Source organism: Caballeronia sp. Sq4a (genome assembly GCF_023170545.1).
GTDB lineage: Bacteria > Pseudomonadota > Gammaproteobacteria > Burkholderiales > Burkholderiaceae > Caballeronia.
The window spans coordinates 1,044,442-1,069,882 of record NZ_CP084251.1 but is presented as its reverse complement, the minus strand read 5'-3'; the positions used below and the strand labels follow the sequence as shown (position 1 = coordinate 1,069,882).

Sequence of the window (25,441 nt, the reverse complement as noted above, 5' to 3'; positions counted from 1 at the left end):
ATGAAAATCGCGACCTTCAACATCAACGGCATACGCTCGCGTCTCGATGCCTTGCTCGCTTGGCTCGAACGCGAAGCGCCGGATGTCGTCTGCTTGCAGGAACTCAAGGCCACCGACGCGCAGTTCCCCATCTCCGCCATACAGGCTGCCGGTTATGGCGCGGTGTGGCACGGACAGGCATCGTGGAACGGCGTGGCGATACTGGCGCGGGACGCCGAGCCGGTTCTGAGCCGTCGCGGCTTGCCCGGCAACGAAGACGACACGCACAGCCGTTATATCGAAGCGGCGGTGCATGGCATCCTGATCGGCTGTCTTTATCTTCCCAACGGCAACCCGCAGCCGGGCCCGAAGTTCGACTACAAGCTCGCATGGATGGAGCGCTTCAACGCGCACGCGAAGACGCTTTTCGAAAGCGGACATCCGGTGATACTGGCGGGCGACTATAACGTCGTGCCGACCGACGAAGATATCTACAACACGCGCTCATGGCTCAAGGATGCCTTGCTTCAGCCGGAAAGCCGCGCGGCTTACGCGAAGCTGCTCGCGCAGGGCTGGACGGATGCGCTGCGCAAAAAGCATCCCGATGAGCGCATCTATACCTTCTGGGATTATTTCCGCCAGCACTGGCAGACGAACTCGGGGCTGCGCATCGATCACATCTTGCTCAGCAAGGATCTTGCGCCCCGGCTTCAGGATGCGGGCGTCGATACATGGGTGCGCGGCGAGCCGCACGCGAGCGACCATGCGCCCGCGTGGGTCGTATTGAAGGAGCCGCGTGCGAAGAAGAAGGCGGCCGAGTAAGACCGCCTCGGGTGGTTAGCCTTGACGACGCGACGACGAACGCGGCGGCTTCACCGGCGCGCTCTGCGCTTCTTCCGCGGGCAGAACCAGTTGCTTGGTTTCGTCGGCGGACTCGCTGGCCGCTTCGTTTGCGATCTCGCCGCTTGCATCGAGGATCACGCCCGACGTATTCGCCGCTGCTTCGCTCGTCGTTTCCGCGAGATTGGTCACGACGAGGCTCGTCGATTCCGTCGTCTCCTGAGTCGCTTGCGCGCCGCTATCGAACAGGCCTTTCAGCGTGATGCCATTGCGCTCGTACTGGCTGCGCACTTCGCCGAGAATGTCCGCTTCGGTCGACGTGATGATCGACAGCACATGCTGTCCATACGAAGCCGCCTTCTGCGGCAACTGCGCGAGCATCACCGACTGCCAACTCAACACTTCGCCGGGGCTCGTCTCGTCGCCGGTGCGCAGCAGTGAATTGCTTTCCTCGATGACCGTGCGCACCGTCTGAACATTCAGTTCTGTCAGCGCATGCAGGCCGTTCGCGAACCGCTCGCTCGCGTTGAGAAACGCCTGAAGATTGGCGCGTGCGATCGACGGCATTTGATAAGCGATGAGACCGGGATACTGAAACATTGACCGCTCCTTTCCTTAAGCCGAATATCAATCGGTAAATAACGAATGCGGGGCGGGACAGCCGCGCCTTGTGAGTTGATTCTGACGAAGCACATGCTAGCCGGTTCCCGTCCGAGGCCCGATTTTTTCAAGCACGACCGGTCACGTTGCGTCGGAAGTTTTTTTCCGTTCGCGCGCGCTCAGAGAGGCCAGAAACTGCATGACGTGTGCGCGCCCGCCGTTGCGCCATGCATCCAGATGGTCGGCGTCTTCGATCATCGCCAGATGTTTGTCGCCCCGCGCCGCTTCGAAGAGACGCTGAAAGTGAACAGGCGGCACCACGAAGTCCCGCGTTCCGCCGTAGATGAGGATAGGCGCGCGTATTGAAGCGATCTTCGAGAGGTTGTCATAGCGGTCGCGTGCTAGCGCCCGGACCGGAAAGAAGCGGAAGCGCGCGGCCGCCACATCCACGATGCTGGTGAAAGGCGCTTCCAGTATCAGCGCGGTCACGCTCGCTTCGCTCGCGAGTTGCACGGCTACGCCCGATCCCAGCGAATAGCCGTGCAGCACGATGAATGGCGACCGCGCGCGAGCGTAGGCGTAAGCGGCGCGCGCATCCGCATAGAGCCCGGCCTCGTGCGGCTTGCCGGGATTGCCGCCATAGCCGCGATATTCGGCGAGCAACACGCCGTAGCCGGCTTCGATCATCTCGAGCGCAATGTGCGCGCGTTGCGTCAGGTCTTCTCCGTTGCCGTGAAAAAGCAGCACGGTCGGCGCGTGCGCGTCGGGCGGCGCGCGATAACGCGCTTTCAGCACGAGGCCGTCTTGCGTTTGCAGCATGATGACTTCGGTGCTCTCTTCGAGCGTCGCATCGACGAAAGCCTGAATCTGTTCCAGCGGATACACGAGCCGCCCTTGCAGCCAATACAGCGCGGCGAGCGCGAAGAGATACGCCAAAGCAACGGCCGCCAGTAAAACGCATAGTGCTTCGATCATGAGTCGCTGCAATGCAAGGGGTTTGTCATTCGCGCGGGCGCATGTGGGCTTCATCGCTTTGCCGCAGACTCAGCGGCATGTCCGCCGCAATGTCGCGCTGCACGGTGTCCGCAGATTGTCTGCGATTGAATAGCGCGTTCAAAGCGATCGCGAAGATGGCGGCAAGCGTGATGCCGCTATGCGTGAGCGGGCCGGCCCACGCGGGCATCTGCGCGAAGAACGTCGGCGCGGCGAGCGGAATGACGCCGACGCCGAGACTGATGGCAATGATGAGCAGGTTGTTCTTGTTTTCATAATCCACTTTGCTGAGGATCTTGACGCCGGTGGCCGCGACCATGCCGAACATCGCGATGCCCGCGCCGCCCAATACGACGACCGGTATCGACGCAATGAGATTGGAGAGCTTCGGCAATAGCCCGAGCAGCATCAGGATAACGCCCGATACCGCGACGACCCAGCGGCTTTTCACGCCGGTAATGCCGACGAGCCCGATGTTCTGCGAAAACGACGAATGCGGGAACGTATTGAACACGCCGCCGATCACGGTGCCGAGTCCGTCCGTGCGAAGGCCGCGCGTGGCATCGGCGCGCGTGACGGGGCGCATCGTGAGATCGCCGAGCGCGAGGAACATGCCGAGCGATTCGACCATGATGACGATCATCACGAGGCACAACGACGCGATCGCCGCGATGTCGAAGGTCGGCAAGCCGAACGCGAACGGCCGCACCGGCGCGAACCACGCGGCACGCCCGACGCCCGAGAAGTTCACGAGGCCCATCGGCAACGCGACGAGAAAGCCGATCGCCATGCCGAGCAGCACCGAGATGTTGGCGACGAAGCCCTTCAGATACTTGTTGATGAGCAGAATCGCGAGCAGCACGATGCTGGCGATCATCAAGTTCTTCGGCTCGCCGAAATGCGGCGCGCCATGTCCGCCGCCCGCCCAGTTGATCGCCACGGGAAATAGCGTCATGCCGATGGTCAGGATGATGGTGCCGGTCACGATAGGCGGGAAGAACCGCATCAGCCGCCCGAAGAACGGCGCGATGACGATGGCGAACACGCCCGCGGCGATAGTAGCGCCGAAGATGGCGGGCAGTCCCGCGCCCGAGGAAGCCATCGCGACCATCGGCCCGACCGGCGCAAAACTGACGCCCATGATGACGGGCAATCGGATGCCGAACTTCCAGATGCCGATGCACTGAATCAGCGTGACGATGCCGCATGCGAAGAGGTCCGAACTGATCAGAAACGCGACTTGATCCTTCGGCAGCTTGAGCGCCGCGCCGATGATGAGCGGCACGGCAATGGCGCCCGCATACATGACGAGCACGTGCTGTATGCCGACGGCGAGCATCTGTCCGAGGGGCAGCACTTCGTCGACGGGATGAGGGGTTTGGGCCATGTGTGCTCCGGGCGGCAGGGTGAATCGCGTGATGTGCGAGCGAGTATTGCACCCGCTGGCGCCCAAAAAAATAATCGCGTCCCTATACACGGCATCGCACATCCGGAGAAATGCCCAGGGACTTATGACCTTGTTTTGTCTAGCCGCTAACGAACGCCCGGCATATTTTCCCGATTGCTAAATAACGCGCGATCATTCTTCGCACGAATCGCGTTTCGGCTTGTAAATCAAGGCCGAGCGCACTGTCGATTTTCGAGATGGCGTGCTACATTCCGAGCGCCTTTGCGTTGCGCGGGGGCGGGCGCGGCATACGCGGCCCGATGCTTTCAACGCAAAAACGGCGACATCCGGGGCTTTGGCGCCCAAAAAAATACCATCATTCGCACAGGGATCTCGGCATGGAAATGGTCGGCGGAACGCGACTCGCCCAACTCTTTAATTCGAATCAGGCGGACCTGCTCGCCGAATGGATCACGCAGCAGCATGCCATCGCATCGCGGCGCGGACTCGTCGGCGAAGCCGAACTTCGCAATCAGTTCGGACAGTTCGTCTCGTTGTTGCTGGCGGCGCTCGGCGCGTCGGATCGCGTCGATTTCAAGGCGTCGCACTGGCAGGAAGTGCGCGCGTTTCTCGCGGATATGTCGGGGCAGCGCGCCCGTCAGGGCTTTTCGCCGGTCGAAACCGCGATGTTCGTGTTCTCGCTGAAGCAACCGCTCGTCGCGCGTCTGCGTCAGCAACTTCCGAACGAGCCCGTGGCGCTGGCGGATCTCACGTGGACCGTCAGCTCGCTCTTCGACGAACTCGGCCTCTACACCACCGAAGTGTTTCAGGCGAGCCGTGAGCAAGTGATCGTGCGCCAGCAGCAGGAACTGCTCGAATTGTCGACGCCCGTCGTGCAGCTGTGGGACGGCATTCTCGCGTTGCCGCTCATCGGCACGCTGGACTCGGCGCGCACGCAAGTCGTGATGGAGAACCTGCTGCAGAAGATCGTGGAAACCGGCGCGGCCATCGCGATCATCGACATCACCGGCGTGCCGACCGTCGACACGCTCGTCGCGCAGCACCTGCTCAAGACGGTCGCGGCGGCGCGGCTCATGGGCGCGGACTGCATCATCAGCGGCATTCGTCCGCAGATCGCGCAGACCATCGTGCATCTGGGCGTGAACCTGTCGAACGTGGCGACGAAGGCGTCGCTCGCGGCGGCGTTCATCGTCGCGCTGCAGCGCACCGGCAAGTCCGTGACGGCGGCGGGCGCGCAGGACAACGCCACGCGCAACGGCGCGGGCGGCCTGCACGATTCGTCGCTGCCGGAATGACGGCGCGCGAGATCGACAACCGCATGCAACGCGACTGAACAGGGCCCCAAGCGATGGATCGCATTCCAATTCTCACGATGGGCAAGCTGCTGCTCGTCACCATTCAAGTGGACATGCACGACCGCCTCGCGCTCGCGCTGCAGGACGATCTGACGAGCCGCATCGTCAAAGACGGCGCGAAGGGCGTGCTGATCGACATCTCGTCGCTCGACGTGGTGGATTCGTTCATCGGCAGGATGATCGGCAACACGGCGGCGATGGCGCGCGTGCTGGATGCACAGACCGTCGTCGTCGGCATGCAGCCGTCGGTCGCGATCACGCTCGTGGAACTCGGGCTCACGCTCTCGGGCGTGCGCACGGCGCTCAATGTGGAAAAAGGCATGGCGCTGCTTACCGGGGGCGGCGCGGTCTGACGGCCGCCAAGCGAACCATTCCATGATCACCTTCGATTCCTCGGCAGCGCGCGCTGCCTCTCCGGCCGAGACGCTGCCGATCCGCTCGGATGAGCAGATCGTGCGGCTGCGCCAGTTCGTGCGCGAGAAGGCGGTAGCGCAGGGCTTGTCGCTCATCGATCAGACCAAGTTCGTGACGGCGGCGAGCGAACTGGCACGCAACACGCTCATCTACGGTGGCGGCGGCGACGTGCATTGCACGATCGTCGAGCGCAATGGCCGCCGTGGCCTCAAACTCGAATTCGTCGACAACGGGCCCGGCATTCCCGACATCGCCCGCGCGCTCTCGGACGGCTACACGTCCGGCAGCGGGCTGGGACTCGGTCTCGGCGGCGCCAAACGCCTGTGCGACGAGTTCGATATCCGCTCTGCGCCGGGTGAAGGTACGCACGTCTCGATCACGAAATGGAAACCGTTCTAAAGGAATCGATGGCCGCGCAACAGCGCCACGAGATCGCGGAGGCGAGCCAGATAGCCTTCGCGCGACGCTCGATCGGCGAACTGGCGCGCGGGCTCGGTTTCAACGAGACAGTCGCGGGCGAACTCGCGATTGTCGTCACCGAATGCGGCACCAATCTCCTTAAACATGCGGGCAGCGGCGAGCTGCTCGTGCGTCCGCTGCTGGATGCGGGCGACCGTTACGGCATCGAGATTCTGTCCGTCGATAGCGGCCCCGGCATCCACGATCTTTACCGCTGCTTCGAGGACGGCTACACGACGGCCGGCAGCCCCGGCAACGGCATGGGCGCGATCCGGCGTCTGTCCGGCGAACTCGACATCTGGAGCCGGCCGCAGCAAGGCACGGTGATGCGCGTCGTCTGCTGGAACCGCGCGGCCGCGCCTGCCGCCGAGTCCATCGGTGCGGCGCGCGTCACCTACGGCGTCGTGAACCTGCCGCTTCCGAGCGAGACGGTCTGCGGCGACGCGTGGTCCTGTAGCTCGGGCGAGAACGGCTTCACCGTGCTCGTCGCGGACGGCCTGGGTCACGGGCCGCTCGCGAACGTCGCGGCGGTCGAAGCGGCGCGCGTGCTCGGCTGCCACGGGGATGCGCCGCTCGAACGCATCATGGAGCTTGCGAACGAAGCCTTGCGCCCGACGCGCGGCGCGGCGGTCGGCATCGCGCGCATGCCGGTGCTTGCAAACGCCGCGTCGGCGAGCGGCGCGAAGGTCGCGTTCACCGGCATCGGCAATATCGCGGCGAGCGTGTGGACGGAGGATTCGCACCGGCATCTGGTGTCGCACAGCGGCATCGTCGGGCACGGGGCGCGACGCGTGCAGCAATTCGACGTGCCGTATCCGCCGAACGCGCTCGTCGTGCTGCATTCGGATGGAATCGGTTCGCGCTGGGATCTCGCGCGCTATCCGGGCCTGAGCGCGCGGCATCCGGCGCTCGTCGCGGCGGTGCTGTACCGCGATTTCTCGCGTGGCCGCGACGACGTCACCGTGTTCGTCGCCCGCGCGGCCGGGAGCGCGTGATGGCGCTTCCGCTCTACTCGATGCAGATCGACGGCGAGCACGACATTGTCGCGGCTCGCCGCAAGGCGCGCGACGCGAGCGCCGCGCTCGGCTTTTCGGCGCAGGACCAGACGCGCATTTCGACCTCGGTGCTCGAAGCGGCGCGCACGGTGCTCACGGCCGGCGCGCGGGCGCGGGCGGATTTCGTGGTCGACGACGCGACGTATCCGCCGCGCTTCGTCGTGCGCTTTCTGGCGTGCGCGAGCGCGGGCGAGCGGCTTCGCGCGATGAAGAACGACGATTCGCAAGCCGCGCTCGGCCTGCTCGCCGCGCAGCGTTTGATGGACCAATGCGCGATCGCCGACGAAGCCGGCGGCGGCACGGCCATTTCGCTCGCGAAGGCGCTGCCCGACAACACGCCTGTCGATGCCGGCGCGGTGCAGGCCATATCCGCCACGCTGTCGCGCCAGGACAGCGAAGATTCGACCGCGGAACTCGCGCGTCAAAACCGCGAGCTGATCGGCGCGCTTGCCGACTTGCGCGAGCGCCAGGAAGAACTGACGCGCCTCACGCGCGAACTCGAAGACACGAATCGCGGCGTCGTCGCGCTGTATGCCGAACTCGATGCGCGCGCGGATCATCTGCGTCGCGCGGATGAGTCGAAGTCGCGCTTCCTGTCGAACATGAGCCATGAATTCCGCACGCCGCTTTCGTCGATTCGCGCGCTGTCGAAGCTGCTGCTCGAACGGATCGACGGCGATCTGACGGAGGAGCAGGAAAAGCAGGTGCGCTTCATTCGCAAAGCGGCGGAAGATCTCTCCGAGACGGTCGACGATCTGCTCGACCTCGCGAAGATCGAAGCCGGGAAGATCGAAGTGCGCGCCGCGGAATTCGAAGTCGATACCCTCTTTTCGGCGCTGCGCGGCATGCTGCGCCCGCTCACGCCGGGCGGCGCGGTGGAACTCATCTTCGAATCGTGCGAGGGGCTTCCGCCCATTCGCACGGACGAAGCGAAGGTCGCGCAAGTGCTGCGTAACTTCGTGTCGAACGCGCTGAAGTTCACCGAGCGCGGCGAAGTGCGCGTGTCGGCGAGTTATGACGAAGTGCGGCGCCTCATCACGTTCGCGGTGAAGGATACGGGCATCGGCATCGCGCCCGAGCACCAGCACGTCGTCTTCGAAGAATTCGGACAGGTCGAGAACCGGCTTCAGCAATACGTGAAGGGCACGGGACTCGGCCTGCCGCTGTGCAGGAAGCTCTGCAAGCTGCTCGGCGGCGATGTCTCGCTCGAGAGCGAACTCGGACGCGGCTCCACCTTCATTGCGACGATACCGGCCGAATACGGCGCGCCGGACAGCATGCAAGCCGCGCACGGCGACGCGCGTCCGATGGTGCTCGTCGTCGCGAGCAATCCGATCGAGCGGCTGGATTGCGAGGCCGCGCTCAAGGCTTCGCCGTATCGCACGGTAAGCGCCGCGACGCTCGACGAAGCGAGCCGCGCGCTCGCGCGCACGCCGCCGGCCGCGCTGCTGCTCGCGGTGCGGCCGGCGGCGTCCGAAGCGTGGATCTGGCTCGCCGCATTGCGCGCGCAGGCAGCGACGCGCAATGTGCCGGTCGTGGTGCTCGGCGAGGCCGAGGATCGCAACGAGGCGGAGGCGCTCGGCGCGGCGGCATTCATCCAGAAGCCGATCTCCGGCGGAGAACTGGCCGGCGTGCTGGACATGGTGTCGAAGGCGATGGAGGGCTTGCGTCGCGGGGAAGGGCTGGCGACATGAAAAGCGACTGGACCGAGGTGCTGATCCTCAACGTCGACGACAACGACGGCGCGCGCTACGCGAAGACGCGCATTCTGTCGCGTGCCGGATTCAACGTGATCGAGGCGGGAACCGGCACCGCCGCGCTGGAGCGCGTGCGCGCGGAATCGCCGGATCTCGTGCTGCTCGACGTGAAGCTGCCCGACATCAACGGCCTCGAAGTGTGCCGGCAGATCAAGGCGTCGGCGGAAACGGCGGGAACGCTCGTGCTGCAAACGTCGGCGGCGGCGGTGCATAGCATGGATCGCATTCGCGGTCTGGAAGGCGGCGCGGACAGCTATCTTACCGAACCGGTCGAGCCGGCCGAACTGATCGCGCACGTGCGCGCGCTGCTGCGCGTCCGGCTTGCGGAAAACGCGTTGCGCGAGAGCGAGGAGCGGTTTCGCCAGCTTGCGGAGAACATCGACGACGTCTTCTGGATGCTCGATCCCGCCGCGAATCGCCTGCTTTATGTGAGCCCCGCCTACGCGCGGCTGTGGAATTCCGGCGATGGCGCGCCGACGCCCGAACCCGGCGCGGATCACTGGTCGGGCGAGATTCATGCGCTGGATCGGGAGGATGTCGCGGCGGCGTACCGACAGTTGCTCGGGAGCGGCACGCCGTATCAGGTCGAATATCGTATTCCGCGCGCGCATGGTGAACCGCGCTGGGTGTCCGAGCGTGCGTCGCTCGTACGCGAGGCGCAGGGGCGGCCAGCGCGTATCGCGGGTATCGTCAACGACATCTCGGAGCGCAAGGCAGCGGAGATGCTGTTACGCGACGCCGACCGCCGCAAGGACGAGTTTCTCGCCATGCTCGCGCACGAGCTGCGCAATCCGCTCGCGCCGATTCGCAATGCCGTGGACCTGCTCGACCCCGAACGCGCGCCCTCGGCGCACAACTTTTCGACGGTGCGCTCGATCATCGACCGGCAGGTGCGGCATCTGAGCCGTCTCGTCGACGATCTGCTCGACGTCGCGCGCATCACGCAGGGCAAGATCACGCTGCGGCGCGAAGTGGTGGATATCGCGGCGGCGGTGGAAGCGGCGATCGAAACGACGCAGCCCGCACTCGACAGGAAGCGTCACCGGCTCACGACGAAGCTTTCGGATGCGCCGCTCTTCATCATCGGCGACAGCGTGCGGATTGCGCAGGTGTTCGGCAATCTGCTGTCGAACGCGTCGAAGTACAGCGTCGAAGAAGGCGAGGTCGCCATCGAGACCGAGCAGGTCGGCGACGAAGTGCGCATCACCGTGCGCGACAAGGGCATCGGCATTGCGGCCGACATGCTGCCGCATATCTTCGATCTGTTCGTGCAGTCGGAGACATCACTCGAACGCTCGGAAGGCGGGCTCGGCATCGGCTTGCCGCTGGCAAAGACGCTCGTCGAATTGCAGGGCGGGCGTATCGACGCGCATTCGGCCGGGCCGCATCAGGGCAGCGAGTTCGTCGTGTGGCTGCCGCTCGCGAAGGGAGCGGAAGTCGCGCCGCGTGCGGTGGAGCGGGAGCCGGCGAGCGTGAGCGGCGGCATGCGCGTGCTGCTCGTCGATGACAGCGTGGATGCCGCAACGGCGATGTCGTTACTGCTGGAAGCCGATGGCTTCGATGTGCGCACCGCGCATGACGCGACCACGGCGCTCGCCATCAGCGACAGCTTCGCACCGCAGATCATCCTCCTCGATATCGGACTGCCGGGAATGGACGGCTACACGCTCGCGGCGGAGATGCGTTCGCGTCCCGCGACGCAGGATGCGCTGATGCTCGCGGTAACGGGCTATGGACAGGCGAATGATCGGCAGCGGTCGAGAGAGGCGGGCTTCGATCATCATCTCGTGAAGCCGGTGGCGTTCGCGGAGATCTTGAAGGCCGTGCGGGGGCGGTTTGGGGAGTAACCGGTGTTTCCGATGAGTTCTTCGGCGCGGCATTGTGATGTAGCAAGAGCGATTGCGGTGCGCGCCGCGGCAACGAACGGCGTGTTTGGAGCATCAGCGGGCGCGGGCTGTCTAGCCTACGTTGCGTCGTTTTGTCGACGCGTTTCGCATTATGAAATCGTAAGTACATCTACATTATCGAGCGGTAGCGCTTCGAGATTACGTTGACGTTTTATCGGGCAAGACGATGACAGTCCGCCCCCGTGATGCGTCCACGCCGTTGTGCGGCGCGTTTGTCTTCGCAAGCGGATGACATCCTGGGCGATAGCCAACGGGTGTGGCGAACGCGTATCGCGTGCAAGTCGTTCTCGCCATGGAATAGATCGCGGTGTGCTGCGGTTAACCATTCGAAGCCTCAATGCTTGGAACCCGGGCCGAGCGAGGTTAGCGGATCGCGTGCGATCCACGTCAACCCTACTCGTTGGAGCTTGCACTCACCATGAACACCATCGCTAAAGTTGTCTTGTCGGTCGCCGCTGTCGTCGCGCCGACGTTTGCATTCGCGCAGGATCAGACTGCCCCGGTGACTCGCGCGCAGGTCAAGGCTGAACTCGCGCAGCTGGAGCGGGCCGGATTCTCGCCGGCCACGGGAGAGAACGCGACGTACCCAGCGGACATTCAGGCGGCGGAGGCCACGGTCGCCGCGCGAAATTCGCAAGAGGCCTACGGCGGCACGCCGTCGGGTGCAGGTGCGTCGGGGTCGATGCGGCGCGGCGACTCGTCGTCTGCGGCGGCGGATTGCGTCGGTCCGGCGGGCTTCTGCACGCCGTTCTTCGGGAACTGAGCGCCCGGATCATATCGATGCTCTGCGCGCCAGGCGGATATCGTGCTGTGAATGCACGCACTGGCGCCTTTTTACCTGTCGTTTTTAGTGCCTAATCGTCGCCCGAAAATAATTTGGAAAAAGGGGTTGACCTACTTGTCTTGCGCCAGTCATAATTCGCCTCCCGTTGAATGACGGCGCGCAAGAAAGCAAGCAAATAAGCAAAGCGATTCTTGTGCAATTGCTCTTTAAAAACTAACAGCCGATAAGTGTGGGCGCTTGATGGTGGAGTGCGGCCGGTTCTACGGAACTGGTCAAGCAAAAGTATCAAGAGTCTCACACGAAGTATCAGAGGAAGGTTTGTCTGTCGAAAGACGGATTAATCATCGTCAGTACGTTGAGTGAGCGACCGGTTTCTTAGAAACCGAAAACAGTAACAGGCATTGAACTGAAGAGTTTGATCCTGGCTCAGATTGAACGCTGGCGGCATGCCTTACACATGCAAGTCGGACGGCAGCGCGGGCTTCGGCCTGGCGGCGAGTGGCGAACGGGTGAGTAATACATCGGAACGTGTCCTGTAGTGGGGGATAGCCCGGCGAAAGCCGGATTAATACCGCATACGATCTACGGAGGAAAGCGGGGGATCTTCGGACCTCGCGCTGTAGGGGCGGCCGATGGCAGATTAGCTAGTTGGTGGGGTAAAGGCCTACCAAGGCGACGATCTGTAGCTGGTCTGAGAGGACGACCAGCCACACTGGGACTGAGACACGGCCCAGACTCCTACGGGAGGCAGCAGTGGGGAATTTTGGACAATGGGGGCAACCCTGATCCAGCAATGCCGCGTGTGTGAAGAAGGCCTTCGGGTTGTAAAGCACTTTTGTCCGGAAAGAAAACTTCGGCCCTAATATGGCTGGAGGATGACGGTACCGGAAGAATAAGCACCGGCTAACTACGTGCCAGCAGCCGCGGTAATACGTAGGGTGCGAGCGTTAATCGGAATTACTGGGCGTAAAGCGTGCGCAGGCGGTCTGTTAAGACCGATGTGAAATCCCCGGGCTTAACCTGGGAACTGCATTGGTGACTGGCAGGCTTTGAGTGTGGCAGAGGGAGGTAGAATTCCACGTGTAGCAGTGAAATGCGTAGAGATGTGGAGGAATACCGATGGCGAAGGCAGCCTCCTGGGCCAACACTGACGCTCATGCACGAAAGCGTGGGGAGCAAACAGGATTAGATACCCTGGTAGTCCACGCCCTAAACGATGTCAACTAGTTGTTGGGGATTCATTTCCTTAGTAACGTAGCTAACGCGTGAAGTTGACCGCCTGGGGAGTACGGTCGCAAGATTAAAACTCAAAGGAATTGACGGGGACCCGCACAAGCGGTGGATGATGTGGATTAATTCGATGCAACGCGAAAAACCTTACCTACCCTTGACATGGTCGGAAGTCTGCTGAGAGGTGGACGTGCTCGAAAGAGAACCGGCGCACAGGTGCTGCATGGCTGTCGTCAGCTCGTGTCGTGAGATGTTGGGTTAAGTCCCGCAACGAGCGCAACCCTTGTCCTTAGTTGCTACGCAAGAGCACTCTAAGGAGACTGCCGGTGACAAACCGGAGGAAGGTGGGGATGACGTCAAGTCCTCATGGCCCTTATGGGTAGGGCTTCACACGTCATACAATGGTCGGAACAGAGGGTTGCCAAGCCGCGAGGTGGAGCCAATCCCAGAAAACCGATCGTAGTCCGGATCGCAGTCTGCAACTCGACTGCGTGAAGCTGGAATCGCTAGTAATCGCGGATCAGCATGCCGCGGTGAATACGTTCCCGGGTCTTGTACACACCGCCCGTCACACCATGGGAGTGGGTTTTACCAGAAGTGGCTAGTCTAACCGCAAGGAGGACGGTCACCACGGTAGGATTCATGACTGGGGTGAAGTCGTAACAAGGTAGCCGTATCGGAAGGTGCGGCTGGATCACCTCCTTTCTCGAGCTTGATGCACGAAGCATTGAAGCGCTCACGCTTATCGGCTGTGGTTTAGAAACAGGCTAAGGGTCTGTAGCTCAGTCGGTTAGAGCACCGTCTTGATAAGGCGGGGGTCGTTGGTTCGAATCCAACCAGACCCACCACCCTAACAAGTGCTGACCGAGCTTCGAACTCGAGTCAGGCACACGGGGGATTAGCTCAGCTGGGAGAGCACCTGCTTTGCAAGCAGGGGGTCGTCGGTTCGATCCCGTCATCCTCCACCATCAATCTTCAATGCAAAACGCTTCATCGCGAAGTTTTTTGCATTGGCGATTGCTAGCCAGTTGATGCTGTGGGTATTGCAAGACACCTATCGGCTAAACGTTCTTTAACAATCAGGAAGAAGTAGTAAAGAGATTATCTGAAAGCACTTAGAGATGGGTGCGAGTAGGGTAGTCAGGGTAGTGATTGTATCGAGTATGAAAAGTGATCTTAATTGATGACTTGGAATACGGCACAACGCGAATACTCAGCCTATGACAGAGGTGTCGCGAGACACACTCGTTATAGGGTCAAGCGAACAAGTGCATGTGGTGGATGCCTTGGCGATCACAGGCGATGAAGGACGCGGTAGCCTGCGAAAAGCTTCGGGGAGCTGGCAAACGAGCATTGATCCGAAGATGTCCGAATGGGGAAACCCACTCCGTATGGAGTATCCATAGCTGAATACATAGGCTATGCGAAGCGAACGCGGTGAACTGAAACATCTAAGTAACCGCAGGAAAAGAAATCAACCGAGATTCCCAAAGTAGTGGCGAGCGAAATGGGAAGAGCCTGTACTCTTTATTTGTATTGTTAGCTGAACGCTCTGGAAAGTGCGGCCATAGCAGGTGATAGCCCTGTAAGCGAAAACAGTATGAAAGAACTAGGGGTACGACAAGTAGGGCGGGACACGTGAAATCCTGTCTGAAGATGGGGGGACCATCCTCCAAGGCTAAATACTCGTGATCGACCGATAGTGAACCAGTACCGTGAGGGAAAGGCGAAAAGAACCCCGGGAGGGGAGTGAAATAGATCCTGAAACCGCATGCATACAAACAGTCGGAGCCTGGAAACGGGTGACGGCGTACCTTTTGTATAATGGGTCAGCGACTTACGTTCAGTAGCGAGCTTAACTGATTAAGGCAGGCGTAGCGAAAGCGAGTCCGAATAGGGCGATCAGTTGCTGGGCGTAGACCCGAAACCAAGTGATCTATCCATGGCCAGGTTGAAGGTGCGGTAACACGTACTGGAGGACCGAACCCACTAACGTTGAAAAGTTAGGGGATGAGCTGTGGATAGGGGTGAAAGGCTAAACAAACTTGGAAATAGCTGGTTCTCTCCGAAAACTATTTAGGTAGTGCCTCGTGTATCACCTTCGGGGGTAGAGCACTGTCATGGTTGTGGGGTCCATTGCGGATTACTACGCCATAGCAAACTCCGAATACCGAAGAGTGCAATCACGGGAGACAGACATCGGGTGCTAACGTCCGGTGTCAAGAGGGAAACAACCCAGACCGCCAGCTAAGGTCCCAAAGATTGGCTAAGTGGGAAACGAAGTGGGAAGGCTAAAACAGTCAGGAGGTTGGCTTAGAAGCAGCCACCCTTTAAAGAAAGCGTAATAGCTCACTGATCGAGTCGTCCTGCGCGGAAGATGTAACGGGGCTCAAGCCAGTCACCGAAGCTGCGGATGCGAGTTTTACTCGCATGGTAGGAGAGCGTTCCGTAAGCCTGCGAAGGTGCGTTGAAAAGCGTGCTGGAGGTATCGGAAGTGCGAATGCTGACATGAGTAGCGATAAAGGGGGTGAAAAGCCCCCTCGCCGTAAGCCCAAGGTTTCCTACGCAACGTTCATCGGCGTAGGGTGAGTCGGCCCCTAAGGCGAGGCAGAAATGCGTAGCTGATGGGAAGCAGGTCAATATTCCTGCACCATTGTTAGATGCGATGGGGGGACGGATCGCGGAAGGTTGTCCGGGTGTTGGACGTCCCGGTCGCTGCATTGGAGAAGGTGCTTAGGCAAATCCGGGCACGTAATTCAAGGGTGTGGCGCGAGTGACTTCGGTCACGAAGCAATTGGAAGTGGTTCCAAGAAAAGCCTCTAAGCTTCAGTCTAACGATGACCGTACCGCAAACCGACACAGGTGGGCGAGATGAGTATTCTAAGGCGCTTGAGAGAACTCGGGAGAAGGAACTCGGCAAATTGGTACCGTAACTTCGGGATAAGGTACGCCCTGGTAGCTTGACTGGCCTGCGCCAGGAGGGTGAAAGGGTTGCAATAAACTGGTGGCTGCGACTGTTTAATAAAAACACAGCACTCTGCAAACACGAAAGTGGACGTATAGGGTGTGACGCCTGCCCGGTGCCGGAAGATTAAATGATGGGGTGCAAGCTCTTGATTGAAGTCCCGGTAAACGGCGGCCGTAACTATAACGGTCCTAAGGTAGCGAAATTCCTTGTCGGGTAAGTTCCGACCTGCACGAATGGCGTAACGATGGCCACACTGTCTCCTCCCGAGACTCAGCGAAGTTGAAGTGTTTGTGATGATGCAATCTCCCCGCGGCTAGACGGAAAGACCCCATGAACCTTTACTGTAGCTTTGCATTGGACTTTGAACCGATCTGTGTAGGATAGGTGGGAGGCTATGAAACCGGAACGCCAGTTTCGGTGGAGCCGTCCTTGAAATACCACCCTGGTTTGTTTGAGGTTCTAACCTTGGTCCGTGATCCGGATCGGGGACAGTGCATGGTAGGCAGTTTGACTGGGGCGGTCTCCTCCCAAAGCGTAACGGAGGAGTACGAAGGTACGCTAGGTACGGTCGGAAATCGTGCTGATAGTGCAATGGCATAAGCGTGCTTAACTGCGAGACCGACAAGTCGAGCAGGTGCGAAAGCAGGTCATAGTGATCCGGTGGTTCTGTATGGAAGGGCCATCGCTCAACGGATAAAAGGTACTCTGGGGATAACAGGCTGATACCGCCCAAGAGTTCATATCGACGGCGGTGTTTGGCACCTCGATGTCGGCTCATCTCATCCTGGGGCTGTAGCCGGTCCCAAGGGTATGGCTGTTCGCCATTTAAAGAGGTACGTGAGCTGGGTTTAAAACGTCGTGAGACAGTTTGGTCCCTATCTGCCGTGGGCGTTGGATATTTGAAGGGGGCTGCTCCTAGTACGAGAGGACCGGAGTGGACGAACCTCTGGTGTACCGGTTGTCACGCCAGTGGCATCGCCGGGTAGCTATGTTCGGAAGAGATAACCGCTGAAAGCATCTAAGCGGGAAACTCGCCTTAAGATGAGATATCCCCGGGGCTTCGAGCCCCTTGAAGGGTCGTTCCAGACCAGGACGTTGATAGGTCAGGTGTGTAAGTGCAGTAATGCATTGAGCTAACTGATACTAATTGCCCGTAAGGCTTGATCCTATAACCAGTGTGTTTTGTCGGTCAAAGTTAGCGCTTCAGCGCTTACTTGGACCCCACCCTCGAAGAGGGCGCCACTGGTCGAGTCACAGCGTGTGCGACAATCGCCACCCGAATTCACACTACTTCTTCCCCGATTGGTTGTAGCGCCCACACAGGCGATACAACATCCCCTTAAAGCCTGATGACCATAGCGAGTCGGTCCCACCCCTTCCCATCCCGAACAGGACCGTGAAACGACTCCACGCCGATGATAGTGCGGATTGCCCGTGTGAAAGTAGGTAATCGTCAGGCTCCCCTTGCTCTAAACAAAAACCCCACCCCGAAAAGGTGGGGTTTTTGCGTTTGGGGCGGCAGATTCAGCAAAAGTCCCGACGCCGACGCTTCCCGGAGGCGACAATTCTGTCGGTAGAATGGCATCGGCAGGTGTACCACTATGCCGATACCACCGGAGCGCACATGAGAACGAGCCTGTTGATCGCCGCTGTCAGCGTCGTGCTGTTGGCTGCGGCCTGTGGCAAAAAGAACGATGCGAGCGAGTCCACCTTGGGCGATGCTATTTCCGCTGACATGAAGACTAACCGCGGCCTGCTGTGCCTGAATCGCAGCGGCCGGGGTCCCTTCACGTTTCCGTCTACCTATAGCAATCGCGATCTCAACGAATATTCGGCCGCGGCGTTGCGCGAGCAACTGGCGGCGCTGGAAAAGAGCGGCTTGATCGCGCGCACTGCTGCCGCGGCGCCCGCCAACGCCAATGCAAAGCAGGACGGCGTCTCATACGGCTTGACGGGCGAAGGCCAGAAGTATGCGGTGGAAACCGTGCGCCAGGCGGGCGATCCCAACGCCACAGCGGACTCCCGCGTCTCGATGATTTGTTACGCGCGCGTCAAGCTGGACAAGGTGACCGCGTGGACGGAGCCCGATCCGACCACGCATCGCTCCGACGTCACTTACACGTACAAGCTCGACAACGTCGCGCCCTGGGCCGACGACCGCGACATCAAGCGCGCGTTTTCCGACCTCACCGCCGCCGACCGCGAAGCCGGCGAAACGAAGCTGCACGTCACGCTCGAGCAGCGTCCGGACGGCTGGGTGAGGGTCGATTGAGCAACGTATCTGCTACTGCCGAAGATCTCCCCCGCGTCCCGCCGCGCATGTCGGACGTCGCGCGGCTTGCGGGCGTGTCGAAGATGACGGTGTCGCGCGTGCTGGCGGGTCATAGCGTTGCATCGGCGACGCGTGAACGCGTACAGCAGGCCATCGACGAACTCGGGTACGTGGCCGATGCCGCCGCAGGCGCGCTTTCCTCCGGGCGCTCCGAGTTCGTCGCGGTCATGGTGCCGTCGCTCGCCAGTTCCAACTTCTCCGATACCGTCCGCGGCCTCGCCGCCGCGCTGGAGCCGCACGGGCTGCAATTGTTGATCGGCGACACCGACTATCACCTCGACCGCGAAGAGAGCCTGATTCGCTCGATGCTGCGGCACCAGCCGCGCTGCATCGCGCTGACGGGCTCGCGTCATACGGATGCGACGCGTACCTTGCTGCGCCGCTCGGGCGTGCCTGTCGTGGAGATGTGGGACTTCCCGAGCGATCCGATCGATGCCGCGGTCGGCTTCTCCAACGTCAATGCCGCGCGCGAGATGGTGCGCTATCTCGCCGAGCGCGGCCATCAGCGCATCGGTTTCGTAGGCGGGGCGAGCGAACTGGATCGACGCGGCCTCGACCGCCTCAAGGGCTTTCGCATGGAGATGAAGGCGCTCGGTCTCGACGCCGAACGCGTCGTGCGTCTCGGGGAATCGCCGATCACGATGAGCCACGGCGGACCCGCCATCGCGTCGCTGCTCGCCGCGTGGCCGGACACGCAGGCCGTGATGTGCGTGAGCGACATGTCGGCCTTTGGCGCGATAATGGAGTGTCACCGGCGTGGGCTTTCGGTGCCCGGCGACATCGCGGTGGCCGGCTTCGGCAACTTCGAGGTCGCGGCATGTTGCACGCCTTCGATCACGACCGTATCCGTCGATGCGTATGGCATCGGCTTGCGCACGGGAGAGGTATTGCTGGCCGCGCTCGAAGAACGCGAACAGGGCGCCGTCAAGCACGCGAGCAAGCGGGTGCGGATCGCGTATCAGGTGCTGGCGCGAGAGAGCGCCTGAGCCTTAGACGTCGCACGAATGCGTGCTAACATGCTTCGATGTTACCGGTAACTATACCGGGCTCGCGCGCCGAGAACGCGAGAGCGCGAGAGCAAACCCCACGGAGAGAGACGCCATGTCCCAACAGACACCCCGCCGCCTGCGCAGTCAGGAATGGTTCGACGACCCTTCGCATGCCGACATGACCGCGCTGTATGTCGAGCGGTTCATGAACTACGGTCTCACGCGCGAAGAGTTGCAGTCGGGCCGGCCGATCATCGGCATTGCCCAGACCGGCAGCGACCTTGCGCCGTGCAATCGGCATCACATCGAGCTTGCGGTGCGCACGAAAGCCGGCATTCGCGATGCCGGCGGCATTCCGATGGAATTCCCCGTGCATCCGCTCGCCGAGCAGAGCCGCCGCCCGACCGCCGCGCTGGATCGCAATCTCGCTTATCTCGGTCTCGTCGAGATCATGCATGGCTTTCCGCTGGATGGCGTCGTGCTGACGACCGGTTGCGACAAGACCACGCCCGCGTGCCTGATGGCCGCGGCAACGGTCGACATGCCGTCGATCGTGCTCTCCGGCGGCCCGATGCTCGACGGCTGGTACGAAGGCAAGCGCGTCGGCTCCGGCACGGTCATCTGGCATGCGCGCAATTTGCTCGCGGCCGGCGAGATCGACTACGAAGGCTTCATGCGCCTCACGACGGCTTCGTCGCCTTCGATCGGGCACTGCAACACGATGGGCACCGCGCTCTCGATGAACAGCCTTGCCGAAGCGCTCGGCATGTCCTTGCCGACGTGCGCGAGCATTCCCGCCGCGTATCGCGAGCGCGGACAGATGGCGTACGCAACGGGCAAGCGCATCGTCGACATGGTGCGAGAGGACATGCGCCCGTCGAAGATCATGACGCGCGATGCGTTCATCAACGCGATCGTCGTGGCGTCCGCGCTCGGCGCATCGACCAACTGCCCGCCGCATCTGATCGCGATCGCGCGGCACATGGGCATCGAACTGAGTCTGGAAGACTGGCAGCGTTACGGCGAAGAGATTCCGCTCATCGTCAACTGCATGCCCGCGGGCGAATATCTGGGCGAGAGCTTCCATCGCGCGGGCGGAGTGCCTGCAGTGCTGCGTCAACTGGATGCAGCGGGACTCTTGCGTCGCGATTGCCTTACCGTTTCCGGCCGCAAGATCGGCGAGATCGCCGATGAAGCGCCCGTCGCCGATCAGGACGTGATCCGTACCGCCGACGAACCGCTGATGCACGGCGCGGGCTTCATGGTCCTGTCGGGCAACTTCTTCGACAGCGCGATCATGAAGATGTCGGTGGTCGGCGAGGCATTCAGGAAGACGTATCTGAGCGAGCCGGGCGCCGAGAACGTGTTCGAAGCGCGTGCCATTGTCTTCGATGGCCCCGAGGACTATCACGCCCGCATCAACGACCCGTCGCTCGAAATCGACGAGCGCTGCATTCTCGTCATTCGCGGCTGCGGCACGGTGGGTTATCCGGGAAGCGCGGAAGTGGTCAACATGGCGCCGCCTGCGGACCTGATCAAGCGAGGCGTCGATTCGCTGCCGTGCATGGGCGATGGCCGGCAAAGCGGCACGTCGGCGAGTCCGTCGATTCTCAACATGTCGCCGGAAGCAGCGGTCGGCGGCGGCCTCGCGCTGTTGCGCACCAACGACCGCATACGTGTCGATCTGAATGCGCGCTCCGTCAACGTGTTGATCGATGAAGCGGAGTTGCAAAGCCGCAGCAAGGACGCAGCGTTTGCCGTGCCGGTCGCGCAAACGCCGTGGCAGGAGCTCTATCGGCAGACCGTGGGTCAGCTATCGACGGGTGGATGTCTCGAGCCCGCGACGCTCTACCTGAAGGTCATCGAAACGCGCGGCAATCCGCGGCATTCGCACTGAGCAGCGAGGTCACAGACGCGCGTCACGCGGGCGCGCGGTCTGTGGCTTGGCCTTTAGCTTCGGCATCTTGCCCTTCTCGATGTAGTCCTGCACCGCGTCCGCTGCGTCGTAGTAATCGCGCTCGTCGAGCCAGTGCCAGACGGCCGCGAGAAAGAGCCCGAGCCCTGCGTGTCCGCAATGCGCGATGACAGCGGCGATGCCTTCTGCAAGCGCTTCGTCGCGTCCGGTCTCCGTGAACGCGCTTGCAATATGCGACGCGCTGCGCGAAACCAGCATCGCGTGCATCGGGTGGAGCTGTGGGTTGAACGTGCGTGACGCGAGACTTCTGTATTTGCTGCTGCCCATGGGGCCCCCGTTTATTGCTGGCGTACTGCGCGATCCTGCATGCGCGCCGCTGTTGGTTCTTTGTGTCGGTTATTTTTTAGCTGCTGAGATCAGCGCCGCAGACATAGGCAAGAAGCGGGCCGACGGCGCGCATATTGCTCCTGAGCCTTTATCCGTGGGGCTAGCGCCTATCGTGTCGTTCGCGTGGACGCCTTGCCAACCGGAGCATGGCCTCCCTTTCTACATTCCGTATGAACGAATGTGCAATGCGGAATCTCATCTCAAGATCACGACATGCGCTTCGCCTATGCTGCTGCCAGTGTTGTTCGACCATACGCGCGGATTGCGGTCTGTGCGCTCTCGCTCATGGCCGGATGCGCGACAGGAGGAACCGCTGTGAGTAGCGAAGCGCCTGTGACGTCGAGCGAACCGCAGCCGCTGCATCACGCGAAGCACACGTCGTCGGGCTTCGAAAACAACTACGGCCATCTGCCGCGCGAGTCATTCTGGAAGTGGCAATGGCAACGCTTCACGCAGGGATTGCCGAAGCCGCCCGCAAACGGTTATCGCTTTCCTGTTGCGCGTCCGGACGTTGCGTTTCTCAAGTCGAACCGTAGCGTCGATACGCTCACGTGGATCGGTCATTCGACTGCACTCGTGCAGATAAACGGCGTCAACGTGCTGACCGACCCTGTGTTTTCCGAGCGCGCGTCGCCGTTCACATTCATCGGGCCGAAGCGCAAGACGCCGCCCGGACTCACGCTCGATGAGCTTCCGCATATCGATATCGTGCTGATCTCGCACAATCACTACGATCATCTCGACAAAGCGAGCGTCGAGGCATTGAACCGTCAAGCGGGAGGCGCGCCGCGTTTTCTCGTTCCAATGGGCGTAAAAGCGTGGATGACGAGCGTCGGCATTACGAACGCCGAAGAGCTGAATTGGGGCGATGAAACACACGCCGCCGGACTCGATATCTGGTTCGCGCCCGCGCAACACTGGTCGGCTCGCACGCCGTTCGATCGCGCCAAGACCTTATGGGGCAGTTGGGTCGTCAAGACACCGCCGGGATCGGCGCGTCCTTATTCGTTCTTCTTCGCGGGCGACACCGGCTATTCACCGGACTTTCGCGACATAGGCGCACGCTTCGGCGGCTTCGATCTCGCATTGATTCCCGTCGGCGCCTACGACCCGCGCTGGTTCATGCATGCGCAGCATGTCGATCCGGAAGAGGCCGTGCGCATCTTCGAGGACATTCATGCGAAGCGTGCCATCGGCGTTCACTGGGGCACATTCGAGCTCACCGACGAACCGCTCGACGAACCGCCGCGTCGTCTCTCCGAAGCTGTGCGAAAAGCGGGTCTGCCCGCCGATGCCTTCACGGTGCTCATGCATGGGCAAACGGTTCGTCTCGATGCGCCGGTCGCGCAGAAATCAGTAAGCACACCGTAGCAATAAGCGCTTTGCAAAACGCGCGGGCCATCCGGCCCGCGCGTTCCGCTTGCAACGCATGCGATGAAGCAATCGTCATCGCCTGAACACGCCGAGCAGCAGAGTCGCGAGGAAAATCACGATGAAGATGAAGAACAGGATCTTGGCGATTTCCGCCGCGCCCGTTGCGATACCGCCGAAGCCGAAAACGGCCGCGATGATCGCGATGATGAAAAAGATTGCAGCGTAACGGAGCATGAGGCCTCCTACGGGGTTCGGTTGGTAGTTCGATTTGCATGCGGACTGAAACCGTTGCCGCCTTCGCTCATCGGTCGTGCCGCGCTTTTGTTCAGGGTTTGGCGGCACGAAGGGTCAAAGCAACCGCTGTGCCTAATTCGGCCGATGTGTCGGCCGCAGAAACAGAAACGCCGCAATGCCCCGTGCGAAAGGGCATTGCGGCGTCGCGTGCGCTACTCAGCGGCTAGCGTCCCGGCGTGCGATCGGAGTCGGTTTCCTCGTCGTCTTCGTCGTCATCGTCGACGCGGCTTTGCGCATCCAGCAAGTGGTTCTCCAATTCGTCGCGCTCGATCTGATCAGCGAGGTCGAGGGCTTTGCGCGTGGCGGGACCGGATGGGCGGTTGGCTCCAGACATGGCGTACTCCTTGAACGGATTGCGAGGCCGCGCCATCGCATATGGCGCGAAGAACGAGCAGACCGGCATGCCGCATCGGCTATGAAGCGGCAGGTCAAGCTGCCTTAAAGGATCGCTTACGGGACGTTGCGCGCGATCGTCTTGGCAGTCTGACAGAGACGCGGATAGAAAAATGCCGTCCCATTCTTGCAAGCGGGACGGCAAGTTTTGCCTGGCCGGCGCGTACGCCGAGTATGCGCCGGTCCTGCGTCGCGGCAAAGCGCTTTATTGCCGCCGGGCCTCGCGTTTCAAGACCGGCATCATTCGAAGAAATGCGCGACGATCGGATACAGCGACAGCACAAGCAACGCGGCCATCGTCAGGTTGAAGAGGCGCAACAGTCGCGGATTGGCGAGATAGCGCCGCAGCGACACGCCGAACGCTGCCCACGCCGTGATGCACGGCAGGCCGATCACGATGAACACCAGCGCCATGAACGCCGCATTGAGCGAAAGACTCGCGTGCAGATGAATGGTGGTCGCGGCAGTCAGCACCATCATCCATGCTTTCGGATTGACCCACTGAAACGCGACGGCTTCGTGAAAGCGCATCGGGCGGCGCTCGCCGTCGCGCGTCTGCACGGACGACGACGTGCCGATCTTCCACGCGAGATACAGCAAGTAGGCGACGCTCGCGGTCTCCAGCGCCGTATAGAGCCACGGCAGATGGCCGAACGCCTCGGCAAGACCGAAGCCTGCGGCGAGCATCAAGAGCGCCACGCCCGCGCTGATTCCGAGGACATGCGGCACCGTGCGCCGCAATCCGAAGTTGACGCCCGAGGCGAGCAGCATCGTGTTGTTCGGGCCGGGCGTGATGCTCATGACGAGCGCGAAAAGCGCGGCAGCGGGCAGGGCGCTGAAAAGAGTGGAGGACATGGCGCAATCCGAATGGAAGGTCGATTGCTGCCAGTGTACGGGCGCGCATCTGTACAGTACCGGTACAGATGCGCATATGAATCCCGGTACGGCGCGCCAGCCGTTATACCGGTGAAGGATTACGCTCCGCGAAGCCTTCCTGATGCCAGTACGGATACGCAGGGCGCACCTTGCTCGCTTCGTCGAGCCGCTTGACCTGTTCGGCCGTCAGGTTCCAGCCGACCGCGCCGAGGTTCTGCCTCAGTTGCTCCTCGTTGCGCGCGCCGATCAGCACGGTGGCCACCGTCGGACGCTGCAACAGCCAGTTGAGCGCGATCTGCGGCACGGTCTTGCCCGTTTCCGCGGCGATCGCGTCGAGCGCATCGACGACGCGGTACAGATACTCGTCCGGCACGGGCGGGCCCATGTCGGCCGTCTTGTGCAGCCGGCTCGATTCGGGCAGCGGCTGTCCGCGCCGGATCTTGCCCGTCAGACGCCCCCAGCCGAGCGGACTCCAGACGACAGCGCCGACACCCTGATCGAGACCGAGCGGCATGAGTTCCCATTCGTAGTCACGGCCGATCAGCGAGTAATACGTCTGGTTAGCGACATAGCGCGGATAGCCACAACGGTCCGCGACATCGAGCGATTTCTGCAGATGCCAGCCCGAGAAATTGGACACGCCCGTATAGCGGATCTTGCCCGCGCGCACGAGATCGTCGAGCGTGGAAAGCGTCTCTTCCACCGGCGTTTTGGCGTCGAAACCATGCAGCTGGAACAGGTCGATGTAGTCCGTTTGCAGGCGCTTCAATGCATCGTTGACCGCGTTGATGAGATGAAAGCGCGAGGACCCGACGCTGTTGGGATCGTCCGCATCGAAACGAAAGGTGGCTTTCGTCGAGATGAGCACTTTGTCGCGCCGGCCTTTGAGCGCTTCGCCGAGAATGGATTCCGACGAGCCGTGCGAATAGATGTCGGCGGAGTCGAACATGGTGACGCCCGCATCGAGGCAGATGTCGACGAGCTGGCGCGCTTGGCTCACGTCGGTCTCGCCCCAGGCCTGAAAGAATTCGCCCTTGCCGCCGAACGTTCCGGTGCCGAAGCTCAGCACCGGAACCTTGAAGCCGGAAGCGCCTAAGTGTCGATATTCCATTGCGTGTCCTTGTCGTTGAAC

At 61.5% G+C, this 25,441-nt stretch carries 20 protein-coding genes, 2 tRNA genes and 3 rRNA genes; 17 read left to right on the top strand and 8 right to left on the bottom strand.

From position 1 onward, the window contains the following. The gene (xth, locus tag LDZ24_RS18875; protein WP_248322720.1) at positions 1 to 801 is read left to right on the top strand and encodes an exodeoxyribonuclease III; all 801 of its coding nucleotides are present in this window, start codon (positions 1 to 3) and stop codon (positions 799 to 801) included. A gap of 15 nt (positions 802 to 816) precedes the next feature. On the opposite strand, the gene LDZ24_RS18870 is transcribed toward xth, so the two are convergent. From LDZ24_RS18870 to LDZ24_RS18860, 3 genes are all read right to left on the bottom strand, one after another. Then, positions 817 to 1,419, bottom strand: a complete 603-nt coding sequence (locus LDZ24_RS18870; protein WP_248322719.1) for a phasin family protein — start codon at positions 1,417 to 1,419, stop codon at positions 817 to 819. Between the two features lie 141 nt (positions 1,420 to 1,560). Further along, positions 1,561 to 2,394 carry an alpha/beta hydrolase gene (locus LDZ24_RS18865; RefSeq protein ID WP_248322718.1) on the bottom strand — a complete coding sequence of 278 codons (834 nt, stop codon included), beginning with the start codon at positions 2,392 to 2,394 and terminating at the stop codon, positions 1,561 to 1,563. 25 nt (positions 2,395 to 2,419) lie between these two features. Beyond that, positions 2,420 to 3,799, bottom strand: coding sequence for a nucleobase:cation symporter-2 family protein (locus LDZ24_RS18860; protein ID WP_248322717.1), 1,380 nt, complete (start codon positions 3,797 to 3,799; stop codon positions 2,420 to 2,422). Between the two features lie 398 nt (positions 3,800 to 4,197). On the opposite strand from LDZ24_RS18860, the gene LDZ24_RS18855 reads away from it, so the two are divergent. From LDZ24_RS18855 to LDZ24_RS18785, 15 genes are all read left to right on the top strand, one after another. After that, the gene (locus LDZ24_RS18855; protein ID WP_248322715.1) at positions 4,198 to 5,115 is read left to right on the top strand and encodes an STAS domain-containing protein; all 918 of its coding nucleotides are present in this window, start codon (positions 4,198 to 4,200) and stop codon (positions 5,113 to 5,115) included. 53 nt (positions 5,116 to 5,168) lie between these two features. Next, positions 5,169 to 5,528: an STAS domain-containing protein gene (locus LDZ24_RS18850; RefSeq protein WP_248322713.1), complete on the top strand. Its 360-nt coding sequence runs from the start codon at positions 5,169 to 5,171 to the stop codon at positions 5,526 to 5,528. A gap of 22 nt (positions 5,529 to 5,550) precedes the next feature. Next, the gene (locus LDZ24_RS18845; RefSeq protein WP_248322711.1) at positions 5,551 to 5,988 is read left to right on the top strand and encodes an anti-sigma regulatory factor; all 438 of its coding nucleotides are present in this window, start codon (positions 5,551 to 5,553) and stop codon (positions 5,986 to 5,988) included. After that, complete coding sequence (locus tag LDZ24_RS18840; protein WP_248322710.1) at positions 5,973 to 7,043, top strand: ATP-binding SpoIIE family protein phosphatase; 1,071 nt, start codon at positions 5,973 to 5,975, stop codon at positions 7,041 to 7,043. The genes LDZ24_RS18845 and LDZ24_RS18840 overlap by 16 nt, the downstream gene beginning before the upstream one ends. After that, complete coding sequence (locus tag LDZ24_RS18835; RefSeq protein ID WP_248322709.1) at positions 7,043 to 8,797, top strand: ATP-binding protein; 1,755 nt, start codon at positions 7,043 to 7,045, stop codon at positions 8,795 to 8,797. Before LDZ24_RS18840 ends, LDZ24_RS18835 begins: the two co-directional genes overlap by 1 nt. After that, positions 8,794 to 10,707, top strand: a complete 1,914-nt coding sequence (locus tag LDZ24_RS18830; protein WP_248322708.1) for a response regulator — start codon at positions 8,794 to 8,796, stop codon at positions 10,705 to 10,707. Before LDZ24_RS18835 ends, LDZ24_RS18830 begins: the two co-directional genes overlap by 4 nt. Positions 10,708 to 11,185: 478 nt before the next feature. Next, positions 11,186 to 11,530: a DUF4148 domain-containing protein gene (locus tag LDZ24_RS18825; protein ID WP_248322707.1), complete on the top strand. Its 345-nt coding sequence runs from the start codon at positions 11,186 to 11,188 to the stop codon at positions 11,528 to 11,530. Between the two features lie 424 nt (positions 11,531 to 11,954). Next, positions 11,955 to 13,486: ribosomal RNA gene (locus LDZ24_RS18820) — 16S ribosomal RNA — on the top strand. A gap of 66 nt (positions 13,487 to 13,552) precedes the next feature. Continuing rightward, positions 13,553 to 13,629 (top strand) — tRNA-Ile (locus LDZ24_RS18815). A 44-nt stretch (positions 13,630 to 13,673) separates the two neighbouring features. Further along, positions 13,674 to 13,749 (top strand) — tRNA-Ala (locus tag LDZ24_RS18810). Positions 13,750 to 14,035: 286 nt separating this feature from the next. Further along, a 23S ribosomal RNA gene (locus tag LDZ24_RS18805) occupies positions 14,036 to 16,917 on the top strand. A gap of 177 nt (positions 16,918 to 17,094) precedes the next feature. Next, positions 17,095 to 17,208 (top strand): 5S ribosomal RNA (gene rrf, locus LDZ24_RS18800). Together the 16S, 23S and 5S rRNA genes with 2 tRNA genes alongside form the textbook arrangement of a ribosomal RNA operon. 165 nt (positions 17,209 to 17,373) lie before the next feature. Continuing rightward, entirely contained in the window at positions 17,374 to 18,021 is a 648-nt protein-coding gene (locus LDZ24_RS18795; protein ID WP_248322706.1) for a hypothetical protein, read from the top strand. 47 nt (positions 18,022 to 18,068) lie between these two features. Beyond that, a complete protein-coding gene (locus LDZ24_RS18790; protein ID WP_248323347.1) occupies positions 18,069 to 19,067 on the top strand; it encodes a LacI family DNA-binding transcriptional regulator in 999 nt (332 codons plus the stop codon). A 115-nt stretch (positions 19,068 to 19,182) separates the two neighbouring features. Beyond that, positions 19,183 to 20,967 (top strand): IlvD/Edd family dehydratase, encoded by a 1,785-nt coding sequence (locus LDZ24_RS18785; protein WP_248322705.1) that lies wholly within the window; start codon positions 19,183 to 19,185, stop codon positions 20,965 to 20,967. 9 nt (positions 20,968 to 20,976) lie between these two features. On the opposite strand, the gene LDZ24_RS18780 is transcribed toward LDZ24_RS18785, so the two are convergent. Further along, a complete protein-coding gene (locus tag LDZ24_RS18780; protein WP_175942286.1) occupies positions 20,977 to 21,312 on the bottom strand; it encodes a hypothetical protein in 336 nt (111 codons plus the stop codon). A 345-nt stretch (positions 21,313 to 21,657) separates the two neighbouring features. Between LDZ24_RS18780 and LDZ24_RS18775 the strand changes: the two genes are divergently transcribed. Beyond that, on the top strand, positions 21,658 to 22,743 hold the full coding sequence (locus tag LDZ24_RS18775; protein ID WP_248323346.1) for an MBL fold metallo-hydrolase: 1,086 nt from the start codon (positions 21,658 to 21,660) through the stop codon (positions 22,741 to 22,743). Between the two features lie 75 nt (positions 22,744 to 22,818). Here LDZ24_RS18775 and LDZ24_RS18770 read toward each other — a convergent pair whose 3' ends face one another. The 4 genes from LDZ24_RS18770 to LDZ24_RS18755 all read right to left on the bottom strand — a co-directional run bounded on the left by LDZ24_RS18770 (position 22,819) and on the right by LDZ24_RS18755 (position 25,420). Continuing rightward, positions 22,819 to 22,980, bottom strand: coding sequence for a DUF1328 family protein (locus LDZ24_RS18770; RefSeq protein ID WP_044042785.1), 162 nt, complete (start codon positions 22,978 to 22,980; stop codon positions 22,819 to 22,821). 223 nt (positions 22,981 to 23,203) lie between these two features. After that, a complete protein-coding gene (locus tag LDZ24_RS18765) occupies positions 23,204 to 23,374 on the bottom strand; it encodes a hypothetical protein (protein WP_175942283.1) in 171 nt (56 codons plus the stop codon). Between the two features lie 299 nt (positions 23,375 to 23,673). Further along, complete coding sequence (locus LDZ24_RS18760; RefSeq protein ID WP_248322704.1) at positions 23,674 to 24,288, bottom strand: LysE family translocator; 615 nt, start codon at positions 24,286 to 24,288, stop codon at positions 23,674 to 23,676. A gap of 103 nt (positions 24,289 to 24,391) precedes the next feature. Beyond that, positions 24,392 to 25,420 carry an aldo/keto reductase gene (locus LDZ24_RS18755; protein WP_248322703.1) on the bottom strand — a complete coding sequence of 343 codons (1,029 nt, stop codon included), beginning with the start codon at positions 25,418 to 25,420 and terminating at the stop codon, positions 24,392 to 24,394. Between the last annotated feature and the right edge of the window lie 21 nt (positions 25,421 to 25,441).